The organism is Marinobacter salinus (assembly GCF_001854125.1).
GTDB lineage: Bacteria > Pseudomonadota > Gammaproteobacteria > Pseudomonadales > Oleiphilaceae > Marinobacter > Marinobacter salinus.
The window spans coordinates 1,780,765-1,793,351 of the sequence record NZ_CP017715.1; the positions used below are offsets into that span (position 1 = coordinate 1,780,765).

The 12,587-nt window shown below is 54.9% G+C and carries 6 protein-coding genes, 2 tRNA genes and 2 rRNA genes; 6 read left to right on the forward strand and 4 right to left on the reverse strand.

What is annotated here, in order from left to right; all coding sequences use genetic code 11:
• Window positions 1–184: 184 nt before the first annotated feature.
• The 6 genes from BKP64_RS08195 (at window position 185) to BKP64_RS08220 (ending at window position 8,737) form a co-directional block, all read left to right on the forward strand.
• Window positions 185–448 carry a DUF4212 domain-containing protein gene (locus BKP64_RS08195; RefSeq protein ID WP_070968380.1) on the forward strand — a complete coding sequence of 88 codons (264 nt, stop codon included), beginning with the start codon at window positions 185–187 and terminating at the stop codon, window positions 446–448.
• 6 nt (window positions 449–454) lie between these two features.
• Window positions 455–2,221 carry a sodium:solute symporter family protein gene (locus BKP64_RS08200; RefSeq protein WP_070968382.1) on the forward strand — a complete coding sequence of 589 codons (1,767 nt, stop codon included), beginning with the start codon at window positions 455–457 and terminating at the stop codon, window positions 2,219–2,221.
• A 93-nt stretch (window positions 2,222–2,314) separates the two neighbouring features.
• Complete coding sequence (locus BKP64_RS08205) at window positions 2,315–2,821, forward strand: hypothetical protein (RefSeq protein ID WP_070968385.1); 507 nt, start codon at window positions 2,315–2,317, stop codon at window positions 2,819–2,821.
• A gap of 44 nt (window positions 2,822–2,865) precedes the next feature.
• Window positions 2,866–6,384 (forward strand): hybrid sensor histidine kinase/response regulator, encoded by a 3,519-nt coding sequence (locus tag BKP64_RS08210; protein WP_070968387.1) that lies wholly within the window; start codon window positions 2,866–2,868, stop codon window positions 6,382–6,384.
• On the forward strand, window positions 6,381–8,024 hold the full coding sequence (locus BKP64_RS08215) for a tetratricopeptide repeat protein (RefSeq protein WP_070968391.1): 1,644 nt from the start codon (window positions 6,381–6,383) through the stop codon (window positions 8,022–8,024). Before BKP64_RS08210 ends, BKP64_RS08215 begins: the two co-directional genes overlap by 4 nt.
• Before the next feature lie 32 nt (window positions 8,025–8,056).
• Window positions 8,057–8,737 carry a sensor histidine kinase gene (locus tag BKP64_RS08220; RefSeq protein WP_070973610.1) on the forward strand — a complete coding sequence of 227 codons (681 nt, stop codon included), beginning with the start codon at window positions 8,057–8,059 and terminating at the stop codon, window positions 8,735–8,737.
• A gap of 96 nt (window positions 8,738–8,833) precedes the next feature.
• Here BKP64_RS08220 and rrf read toward each other — a convergent pair.
• From rrf to BKP64_RS08240, 4 genes are all read right to left on the reverse strand, one after another.
• Window positions 8,834–8,948: ribosomal RNA gene (gene rrf, locus BKP64_RS08225) — 5S ribosomal RNA — on the reverse strand.
• Between the two features lie 83 nt (window positions 8,949–9,031).
• Window positions 9,032–11,925 (reverse strand): 23S ribosomal RNA (locus BKP64_RS08230).
• 350 nt (window positions 11,926–12,275) lie between these two features.
• A tRNA-Ala gene (locus BKP64_RS08235) sits at window positions 12,276–12,351 on the reverse strand.
• Window positions 12,352–12,447: 96 nt separating this feature from the next.
• A tRNA-Ile gene (locus BKP64_RS08240) sits at window positions 12,448–12,524 on the reverse strand.
• Window positions 12,525–12,587: the final 63 nt, after the last annotated feature.

Genomic DNA, 12,587 nt, shown 5'->3' on the forward strand with positions numbered 1-12,587 from the left:
CGGCCAAAATGTGCGGCAAATTACTGAGAATTAGACTTTTTGCCAATATCTATAAATCGCTTGACAGGTAAAGTCGGACAGGACAACAAGTCGGAGAAGTACTATATGAATAATAATTTCTCTATCCGAAAAACCACATACAAAACCTACCCAACCTCAACAACAACAAGACAGGAGTGATCCTATGTCAGGTCATAGCTACGACGCTGAAAACTACTGGAAGGCGAACCTACGCCTGATAGTCGGGAGCCTGGTCGTCTGGGCCCTCGTTTCCTATGGTTTTGCCATTCTTCTTCGCCCGATGCTTGCCGGCATTCCAGTCGGGGGGACTGACCTGGGCTTCTGGTTTGCCCAGCAAGGCTCCATCCTTACGTTCATCGCTCTGATTTTCCACTACGCGTGGCGCATGAACAAGATCGACGAAAAATTCGGCGTGCACGAGGAGTAAGAACGAATGAGTCAATTTGCAATCAACCTCATCTTCGTAGGGGCGTCTTTCCTCCTCTACATCGGTATTGCTGTCTGGGCGAAAGCCGGTAGCACCAAAGACTTCTACGTTGCCGGCGGCGGCGTTCACCCGATCACCAACGGCATGGCGATCGGTGCGGACTGGATGTCAGCGGCATCCTTCATCTCCATGGCGGGCCTGATCGCCGCTGGTGGTTATGCCAACTCCACCTTCCTCATGGGCTGGACCGGCGGCTACGTGCTTCTGGCAATGCTACTGGCTCCCTACCTGCGGAAGTTCGGCAAATTTACCGTTCCCGAGTTCATCGGTGACCGTTTCTACAGCAAGAACGCCCGCCTGGTGGCCGTTGTCTGCCTGATCGTAGCGTCTATAACCTACGTTATCGGCCAGATGGCTGGCGCCGGCGTTGCCTTCTCACGCTTCCTTGAAGTCGACGCCACCATGGGTCTGATCATTGCTGCGGTCGTGGTCTTCATCTACTCCGTACTGGGCGGCATGAAAGGCATTACCTACACACAGGTCGCTCAGTATTGCGTTCTGATCGTTGCCTACACCATTCCTGCGGTGTTTATTTCCTTTCAGCTGACAGGCAACCCTGTTCCTGGCCTTGGTCTGTTCTCCACCCACGTGGATTCCGGCCTGCCGTTGCTCACCAAACTGAACCAGGTCATCACTGATCTGGGCTTTAACCAGTATACAGCAGACGTGGACAACAAACTGAACATGGTTCTGTTTACCCTGTCCCTGATGATCGGTACCGCCGGCCTGCCACACGTCATCATCCGTTTCTTCACCGTACCGAAGGTTGCTGATGCGCGCTGGTCAGCAGGCTGGGCTCTGGTTTTCATCGCCCTGCTGTACCTGACAGCACCTGCCGTTGCTTCCATGGCTCGACTGAACCTGATGACCACCATCTACCCGGACGGAACTGCTTCTGCGCCGATCCAGTACGATGAGCGTCCGAATTGGGTGAAAGAGTGGGAAGTGACCGGTCTGATTCAGTTCACCGACAAGAACGAAGACGGTCGCATCCAGCTGTATAATGACAGCGAAGCCTTCGCACCCGAGGCTGAAGCGCGGGGCTGGAAAGGCAATGAGCTGGTCGTTAACCGGGACATCCTGGTACTGGCTAACCCCGAAATCGCCAACCTTCCCGGCTGGGTCATCGGCCTGATCGCGGCAGGCGGTCTCGCAGCGGCACTGTCCACAGCGGCGGGTCTGTTGCTGGCTATCTCCTCTGCGGTGAGTCACGACTTGATCAAAGGCTCGATCAACCCGAACATTTCAGAGAAAGGCGAACTGTTGGCAGCCCGTATTTCGATGTCGGTAGCGATTATCGTAGCCACCTGGCTCGGGGCTAACCCTCCAGGCTTTGCGGCACAGGTCGTTGCGCTGGCATTTGGTATCGCCGCAGCCTCCCTGTTCCCGGCCCTGATGATGGGCATCTTCTCCAAGCGGGTTAACAACGTCGGTGCCATCGCCGGCATGCTGACCGGCCTGGCCTTTACCCTGGCATACATCTTCGTGTACAAGGGCTGGCTGTTCATCCCCGGCACCAACAACCTGGCAGACACCCCGGCAAACTGGGTACTGGGTATCTCCCCACTGTCCATCGGTGCGGTTGGTGCAATCGTCAACTTTGCGGTAGCCTTCGCTGTATCCAACGCAACTGAAGAACCGCCCGTTGAGATTCAGGAGCTGGTTGAAAGCGTCCGTTACCCACGCGGTTCCGGTCAGGCTCAAGACCACTAAGCAATAAACCGACCTGATTCATTAAGTTGACAGGTTGTACTGAACGGGCTTCCTCTATGAGGGAGCCCGTTCTTTTTTTGAGGAAACAGATCTATGTTCTGGACGTTTGTCGCCACCGTATTCTGCGGACTGGGAGCTGCCGGTATTGCTCTTGCAATCCGCACTGCAACCCGCCAAAAAGCCCCAAAGTGGATCATCCCTGTATTCGCGGGTGCTGGTATGCTCGGCTACCTGATTTATGGCGAGTACACCTGGTACGATCACAAACAATCCCAGCTGCCCGAAGAGGCAGTGGTTGTAGATACCGAGACAGATGGCATCCTGTGGCGTCCGTGGACCTTCGCCTTCCCTTACATAACCGCGTTCTCAACTGTCGATACAAAAAGCATCAGTCACGACACCGGAAATCCGGACGTGGTGCGGTTTACGCTGTATCGGTTTGAACAGAAACTGGCGGATGCGGTATCTCACCGGGTTCATATCCTGAATTGCCAAACCCGGGAGTTGGTACCCCTGGGCTCCGACGGCACTCCCCGAGTCGATAACATGAAGGTGCTCAACAGCAATGACACTCTGCTGAATGCAGTCTGCACAGACTGATTGGCACGTAGCGGACTGCCCGGAACAAACGGAAATGCGTTTATATGATTAGTGCCTGGCTGCTGGTTTTAATATCCATCACCTATATCTCGGTTCTGTTTGTCATCGCCTGGGCAGGTGACAGACATCCCGGGCTGTACAAGCGCAGGCTGGCGCGCACTCATATTTATGCGCTCTCTCTGGCGGTCTACTTTACTTCCTGGACGTTTTACGGCGCCGTTGGAAGGGCTACCCAGGAAGGGCTGGGGTTTCTGCCCATTTATCTGGGGCCCCTGCTGGTCTTCATCTTTGGCGCCCCCCTGCTCCGCCGCATCATTTACATCAGTAAGCGAAACAACAGCACCTCCATTGCGGACTTTATTGCCTCCCGCTATGGAAAATCCCAGCTGTTGGCAGCCATGATTTCAACGTTTGCCCTTATCGGTAGCGTCCCTTATATCGCCCTTCAACTGAAGGCGATCTCAATGGGCTTTAATGTCCTTTCCGAATCCGGTTCCGGCTATGAGGAACTCAGCACAGCAGCGTGGAACGATTCCGCCTGGTATATCACCCTGGCCCTGGCTGTCTTCACTGTCCTGTTCGGGACCCGTCACCTGGAGTCTACGGAGCATCACCGGGGCATGATCCAGGCCGTTGCCTTCGAATCACTGATCAAACTCGTTGCCTTCGTCGCAGTCGGGCTGTTCGTCGGATATGGGCTTTATGGTGGCTTTGGTGACTTGCTCGACCGGACCCGGGAAGCAGATCTGATTGGCACCCTTACCACCGATGGCCTCCAGGCCCCGGCATTCATTACCCAGACCCTGGTGGCGATGCTCGCCATCATCTGCCTGCCAAGGCAGTTCCATGTGATGGTGGTCGAGAATACCGACCACCGGGACTTTGAGATTGCCCGGTGGGCGATGCCAATCTATCTGATCGTGGCCAGTGCCTTCGTGCTTCCGATCGCGGCCGCCGGTTTGCTTGCCCCTGGGGGCGCCAACGGAAATCCCGACATCCTCATCCTACAACTGCCGATTATGGCCGGTGAGGAATGGCTCGCCATCCTGGCCTTTCTTGGTGGCGGCTCCGCTGCCGCCGCCATGGTTATCGTCTGCTCGGTTGCTATCGCGACCATGGTCAGCAACGAAATCATCATGCCGGCACTGCTGAAGTTTTTCCGCCCGAGAATGAACCAGCGCGCCGACCTCAGCTATCTGTTGCTGAGTATCCGCCGCGTCGCCATCTTCGTGGTACTGCTGACTGCTTACGGCTTTTACCGTATGGCTGGCGCCGACTACAGCCTGACTGCCTTTGGCCTGCTCTCCTTTGCGGCGGCTGCCCAGTTTGGCCCGGCGCTGGTCGGCGGCATTCTCTGGCGCCGAGGCAACTATACGGGCGCAGTGTGGGGGCTGGCGCTTGGTTTTCTGATGTGGTGCTACACCCTGCTCCTGCCGGCACTGGCAACCACAGGCTGGGTTACCGACACCCTGATCAACCAAGGACTATGGGGACTGGACTGGACCCGCCCGACGGCCCTGTTTGGGTCGAATCTGGACCAGACCAGTCATGGAATTATCTGGAGCCTGGGGATCAACACGCTGACTTATGTGGTGCTCTCGATGCTGACGCGCCAGCGTGTGCGGGAGAAAATCCAGATTGCGTCTTTTTTCCATGACCCTCAGCCCAGAGCTGAGACTGCCCAACACCAGAGCTGGCAGGGTGAGATTCTGACCTCGGACCTGCAGGCGCTGACTGACCGTTTTATGGGCGAAGAGCGTTCAGAAACCATTTTCCGAAACTACGAACGCCGTAATGCAATTCGACTGCACCCGCACCGGCCTGCATCGACTCACTTGATGAAGTACATCGAGCGCCAGCTGGCTTCCGTCATAGGTGCATCGACAGCGCGCGTGGTGCTCGAGTCCACGCTCACCGGCCGTGACATGCAAATCGAGGATGTGGTCAGTATTGTCGACGAAGCGTCCCAGGCCATGACCTTCAGCCGGGAACTGCTGCAATCGGCAATCGAAAACATCAGCCTTGGTGTCTCGGTGGTCAACCATCAACAGCAGCTGGTGGTCTGGAATCACCGCTACCTTGAACTGTTCACCTACCCCAAAGGCTTCGTTCGCGCTGGACGGCCGGTAGAAGACCTGATGCGGTACAACCTGACCAATGCAAATCTCTCTGCTCGCCGCATTGACGATATCATCACCGATCGTTGCACCAGCATGCGCGAGGGCAAACCCATGTCCTATGAGCGCCAGAGGCCCGACGGCACGGTACTTCGGGTGGATGGCAGCCCCATCCCGGGGGGAGGCTATGTCACCACGTTTCAGGACATCACGGCCATGCGCCGAACCGAACAGGCTCTAAAGGAAACCAATATCTACCTGGAGCAACGGGTGAAAGAGCGGACCCAGGAGCTTCAAGTTATCAATGAGCAGATGCTCAAGGCAAAATCCGTAGCTGAGCAGGCAAACCAGAGCAAGACCCGCTTCCTGGCTTCTGCCAGCCACGATCTGCTGCAGCCCCTGAATGCTGCGCGCCTGTTTACTTCCGCTCTTGCAGGAAAGGCCTCAGACGGCGAAATGAAGGACCTTGTCGACCACATCGACAGCTCCCTGGGAGCCGCAGAAGAGATTATCAGTACCCTTCTGGATATATCCAAACTGGATGCTGGCGCACTGGAACCGGACATTGGCGTGTTTCCTGTTAATGATATCCTGCGCCACCTGGCTACGGACTTCTCTGCCATCGCCAAGGATCAGGGTCTGGAGCTGCATGTGGTACCAAGTACCGCCTGGGTCCGGTCTGACTCCAAACTGTTAAGGCGGGTGGTGCAGAACTTTCTCTCCAATGCCATTCGCTATACCCCACAGGGCAAAATTTTACTCGGTTGCCGGCGCCTGAGGGGCTATATCCGTATCGAAGTCTGGGATACCGGTCCCGGCATCCCGGAAGATCAGCTTGCCCATATTTTTGAAGAATTTCGGCGTTTCCAGCATGGCAGGGACAAGAAAGGACTTGGACTCGGGCTTGCCATTGTTGATCGAATCAGCGGCATGCTGAACCACCCCGTCACGGTTCACTCCATTCAGGATCGTGGCAGCGTATTTGGCATTACCGTTCCTGTCGCGGCGCCTGACCAGAGCCAAATCGCCGTCAACAAGCCTTCGACCGGTTCTCGGAGGGTATCCAGCCTCGGAGGGTTACATGTGCTCTGCATTGATAACGACCCGGCGATTCTTCAGGGGATGGTTGCCTTGTTGGGGAACTGGCAATGTGACGTCACCGCCGCGGAAAGCCTTGAAGATGCCATGCACAGGCTGGATGGCCACAAGCCCGATATCATTCTCGCTGACTACCAGCTGGATGATAAAAAGAACGGCCTGGACGCCATGGATGCCATTCGCGGCAACATTAGTAATGATATACCCGGAATTCTTATTACCGGATACATGGCACCCGAAGTTCGGGAGGATGCAGTTGCCAGGGGCTACCACATTCTTTATAAGCCTGTGAAGCCGGCAGCCCTGCGGGCATTGGTGAATAAATTACTGAAGCAGAAGCGCCCATGACAGAGTCCAGCAACACATCCTCCGTTAATTCGTTCGGCAAGCTGAGCTTTCTGGTCATCGACGACTTCGAGAGTTTCAGGCTCTCCATGCGGCAAATGCTCAGGAGTTGCGGCGGAGACAAAATCGAGCTGGTCGCCCATGCGACTCCGGCAATCCAGCACTGCACCTACAATCATGTCGATGTTGTACTGTGCGACTTTAATCTGGGCGAAGGCAAAAACGGTCAGCACATTCTGGAAGAGTTGCGCCACAAAAAACTGCTTCAACGATCATCCCTGTTCCTGATGGTGACGGCTGAAACCTCCAAGGAAATGGTCATGGGGGCACGGGAATACCAGCCGGACGGCTATCTTACCAAGCCTATCAACCGGGCCATGCTCGAAAAGCGGCTGGGCAGCCTGATTGACCAACGCAATGCCCTGTTACCCATTAACCGGGAGATAGGCCGGGAGAACTATCCCGAAGCAATATCACTGTGCCTTCAGGCGCTTCCCAAACAGCCTCGGTATAAAACGTGGCTGATGAAAACACTGGGGGACCTTTACTTTCGCCTCGGCGATCTTGCCCATGCCCTTAAGATTTACGATGAGGTTCTGGCGCAGAGAGAGCTGTCCTGGGCGCTATTGGGACGGAGCAAGGTGCTGCTGGCTAATAGAAGTTATGATGACGCCGTCGACAGTCTCTCTCAGCTCATCGCCAAGCACCCCGACTACATGGAGGCCTATGACCTTCTGGCGGAAGGGCTGGAGCGCCAAGGCAAGCCCACCCAAGCGCAACATACTCTCGAACAGGCAACAGAGCATTCACCTAATGCCCTGCTTCGCCAGAAGCATCTTGCCGAGTTGGCCGGGGCAAATCAGGATATCGATACCGCCTCTGAGGCCTGGCGCCGAACGGTCGAGCTTGGCCAATACTCCATTCACGACAGCGCCGAGCATCATCTCGCTCTGGGACAGGCTCTGACCGACCTCAGTGAGGGTGATCGGGAGCCGGAGGGCATCAAGCGTGCCAGCGAGGCCATCAGTGTCCTTAACAAGATGGAGAAGCGCTTCCAGGACTCACCGGGCATTGGCCTGCGAAGTCGATTAGTCCAATGCCGCGTTCACGCTGGCCAGGGTAGACAATCGGAGGCAGAGAAGCTCCTTACCTCCGTCCGGCCTGAACTGGAAGACGACGAGGCTCTCGATGTCAGCACGGGCCTGGATTATGCCAAAACGCTGTTCAGGCTTGGTCATAACGACGAAGCCAAGTCCTTGCTGGCACGCCTCGCACTGCGGTTTAACAATGACCCCGGCACACTTCAAAAGATTGAAAGCCTGCTCGACGAACCCGTGGGCTTTCGCCAGAAAATCCAGGCACGCACACTCAACAGGGATGGAATCAAGGCCTTTGAGTCGGGCAATCTCGTTGGGGCGGCTGATGCCTTCAGACAGGCGCTGGAGGTCGTTCCAGATCACGCGGCGCTGAACCTTAACCTTGTCCAGGTCCTGATGAAAGAATATGAAGCTGACGCCACGAACCACGAACTACTGAGTCAATGCCAGATCTGTCTTGATCGCCTGTCCGGACTCCCTGAGCAGCACCGGCAACACAGGCGTTATAGGGCGTTGAGCCGCAAACTGAAAGGACTGACAGCATGACCGATAACCGTGAACCCGGCACCCCGGACCGCCTGGCAGACCAGAATATCGATTTTTCCATGGTGCTTGCCTCAGCCGTACATGACATGAAGAACTCATTAGGCATGCTACTGAACTCCCTCGACGAACTGAGGGCCGAGCATGAGAAGACCCTCAGCGAGTCTTCCCGATTCAATACCCTCCAGTACGAAGCAGAGCGAATGCATAACGACCTCGTTCAACTCCTGGGCATTTACCGACTGGGCGAGAACAACCTGTCCGCACATATCGAGGAGCACTTCGTTCCGGATTTCCTGTCAGCGCACCTGGCTCGCCATACACCGCTCCTTGAAGGGCTCGGAATTGAGTACTCCATAGATACCGATGAAATTAATGGATTTTTCGATGAAGATTTGCTGACAGGGGCTCTTAACAACACCATCAACAATGCCATTCGCTATACGCGAAGCAAGATCCGGTTAACCGCCAAAGAGCGCGATAACTATCTGGTGTTGGGGGTTGAAGACGACGGTGAGGGGTATCCCGAGAGTATGCAGCATACCGGCACCCTGAGTTTTAAATCACTCGACTTCAATAGTGGCAGCACCAGCCTGGGACTCTTTTTCGCCTCGTCCGTAGCGGCACTTCATCGTGAAGGCGACAGAACTGGTTTCATCAAGCTTCACAACGGTGGCAGTTTCGGTGGGGGCGTCTTCGAAATCTGGCTGCCCTGACCAAACGGCATCGGAGTGAGGCATGCCCTGGTTCACTTTGTTCGGGCCATAAAAAAACCCCCAACGGTATTCCGCTGGGGGTTTTTGGTATTAAGAGTCTGACGATGACCTACTCTCACATGGGCAATGCCACACTACCATCGGCGCAGGCCTGTTTCACGTCTGAGTTCGGGATGGGATCAGGTGGTTCCAAGCCGCTATGGTCGTCAGACAAAACGGTTGATCACTGGGGGACGAGATGGAAACGGGTGATGTTGATTTCGTTGCGCTATCCGCAATTGTCTTGGGTGTTATATAGTCAAGCCGCACGAGCAATTAGTATCGGTTAGCTCAACGCCTCGCAGCGCTTACACACCCGACCTATCAACGTCCTGGTCTTGAACGGCTCTTCAGGGACCTCGAAGGTCCAGGGAGATCTCATCTTGGAAGGGGCTTCCCGCTTAGATGCTTTCAGCGGTTATCCTATCCGAACATAGCTACCGGGCAATGCGTCTGGCGACACAACCCGAACACCAGCGGTTCGTCCACTCCGGTCCTCTCGTACTAGGAGCAGCTTTCCTCAAATCTCCAACGTCCACGGCAGATAGGGACCGAACTGTCTCACGACGTTCTAAACCCAGCTCGCGTACCACTTTAAATGGCGAACAGCCATACCCTTGGGACCGGCTTCAGCCCCAGGATGTGATGAGCCGACATCGAGGTGCCAAACACCGCCGTCGATGTGAACTCTTGGGCGGTATCAGCCTGTTATCCCCGGAGTACCTTTTATCCGTTGAGCGATGGCCCTTCCATACAGAACCACCGGATCACTATGACCTACTTTCGTACCTGCTCGACGTGTCTGTCTCGCAGTCAAGCGGGCTTGTGCCATTACACTAACCGTACGATGTCCGACCGTACTTAGCCCACCTTTGTGCTCCTCCGTTACGCTTTGGGAGGAGACCGCCCCAGTCAAACTACCCACCACACAGTGTCCTCAACCCCGATAAGGGGTCCAAGTTAGAACCTCAAACATGTCAGGCTGGTATTTCAAGGTTGGCTCCACGACGACTGGCGTCGCCGCTTCAAAGCCTCCCAGCTATCCTACACAAACATGCTCAAAGTTCACTGTGAAGCTATAGTAAAGGTTCACGGGGTCTTTCCGTCTAGCCGCGGATACACCGCATCTTCACGGCGATTTCAATTTCACTGAGTCTCGGGTAGAGACAGCGCCCCCATCGTTACGCCATTCGTGCAGGTCGGAACTTACCCGACAAGGAATTTCGCTACCTTAGGACCGTTATAGTTACGGCCGCCGTTTACCGGGGCTTCGATCAAGAGCTTCGCACGAATGCTAACCCCATCAATTAACCTTCCGGCACCGGGCAGGCGTCACACCGTATACGTCCACTTTCGTGTTTGCACAGTGCTGTGTTTTTAATAAACAGTCGCAGGGGCCTGGTATCTTCGACTGGCTTCTGCTCCACCCGCAGGGGCTTCACATACCACCAGCGTGCCTTCTCCCGAAGTTACGGCACCATTTTGCCTAGTTCCTTTACCCGAGTTCTCTCAAGCGCCTTGGTATTCTCTACCTGACCACCTGTGTCGGTTTGGGGTACGGTCTCGAATAGCCTGAAGCTTAGAAGATTTTCCTGGAAGCAGGGCATCAATGACTTCCCGCCCTAAAAGGGCAGTCGTCGTCGCGTCTCAGGATTGTGGACCCGGATTTGCCTAAGTCCACTCCCTACTCGCTTAAACCGGGACAACCGTCGCCCGGCTCACCTAGCCTTCTCCGTCTCTCCATCGCAGCTATCCAAGGTACGGGAATATTAACCCGTTTCCCATCGACTACACCTTTCGGTCTCGCCTTAGGGGCCGACTCACCCTGCGCCGATTAGCGTTGCGCAGGAACCCTTGGTCTTCCGGCGTGCGGGTTTTTCACCCGCATTGTCGTTACTCATGTCAGCATTCGCACTTCTGATACCTCCAGCATGCTTCTCAACACACCTTCGCAGGCTTACAGAACGCTCCCCTACCCCGCATACAAAGTATGCAGCCGCAGCTTCGGTGACCAGTTTGAGCCCCGTTACATCTTCCGCGCAGGCCGACTCGACTAGTGAGCTATTACGCTTTCTTTAAAGGATGGCTGCTTCTAAGCCAACCTCCTAGCTGTCTGAGCCTTCCCACATCGTTTCCCACTTAACTGGTACTTGGGGACCTTAGCTGGCGGTCTGGGTTGTTTCCCTCTTCACGACGGACGTTAGCACCCGCCGTGTGTCTCCCGGATAGTACTCACAGGTATTCGGAGTTTGCATCGGGTTGGTAAGTCGGGATGACCCCCTAGCCGAAACAGTGCTCTACCCCCTGTGGTATTCGTCCGAGGCGCTACCTAAATAGCTTTCGGGGAGAACCAGCTATCTCCGGGCTTGATTAGCCTTTCACTCCGATCCACAAGTCATCCCCTGGCTTTTCAACGACAGTGGGTTCGGTCCTCCAGTTGATGTTACTCAACCTTCAACCTGCTCATGGATAGATCGCCCGGTTTCGGGTCTATGCCCAGCGACTAAATCGCCCTATTCAGACTCGGTTTCCCTACGGCTCCCCTAAACGGTTAACCTCGCCACTGAACATAAGTCGCTGACCCATTATACAAAAGGTACGCCGTCACAGAACAAGTCTGCTCCGACTGCTTGTACGCATACGGTTTCAGGATCTATTTCACTCCCCTCACAGGGGTTCTTTTCGCCTTTCCCTCACGGTACTGGTTCACTATCGGTCAGTCAGGAGTATTTAGCCTTGGAGGATGGTCCCCCCATATTCAGACAGGATACCACGTGTCCCGTCCTACTCGATTTCACTAAACTCAGGTTTCGGATACGGGGCTATCACCCACTATGGCGGCACTTTCCAGAGCCTTCTCCTACCAGTTGTTTAGCTTAAGGGCTAATCCCCGTTCGCTCGCCGCTACTTAGGGAATCTCGGTTGATTTCTTTTCCTCGGGGTACTTAGATGTTTCAGTTCCCCCGGTTCGCCCCTTACACCTATGTATTCAGTGCAAGGTACCTGGCCGAAACCAGGTGGGTTTCCCCATTCAGAAATGTCCGGATCACAGCTCGTTTGCCAGCTCCCCGAACCTTATCGCAGGCTTCCACGTCTTTCATCGCCTCTGACTGCCAAGGCATCCACCGTATGCGCTTAGTTGCTTGACTATATAACCCCAAGACAACTGATCTGGACTTCAACATGAACAAGAGCCCCGACACCACCGAAGTGACACCAGCTTTCCCATCCAGGATGAGGTTCAGAGACAGTCGCTCGAAGTCATATACAACCACTTCAACGACAACACCGGATAACGCTTGAAATCGTTATCACTCTGATCAATGAATTCCGGAGATAATGGAATCCATCAATCGTGTTTCTATCTCGTCCAATTTGTTAAAGAGCAAATCTGACCCAGTGATCAGAAAGAAGAACTTCACCCAACAACCGCTGTCATCGTGATGAAATGCTTGTTTCTGTACACTGATCGCAACCCGAAGGTTCGTCAGTAGAGTTTTGGTGGAGCTAGGCAGGATCGAACTGCCGACCTCCTGCGTGCAAGGCAGGCGCTCTCCCAGCTGAGCTATAGCCCCATTCAAGCTATTACAAGAATTGTTCAGATCTAGGCGTGTTCGGGCGCCGCATAGCCTGCTATGCAAGTCCGGACACAACGACGAGCTGGACAATTCTGGTGGGTCTGGGTGGACTTGAACCACCGACCTCACCCTTATCAGGGGTGCGCTCTAACCACCTGAGCTACAGACCCAATGGTACGGGCCTGATAGACCCATCTGCTCTCTTTATTAATCAACCAAGTAATTCGTGTGGA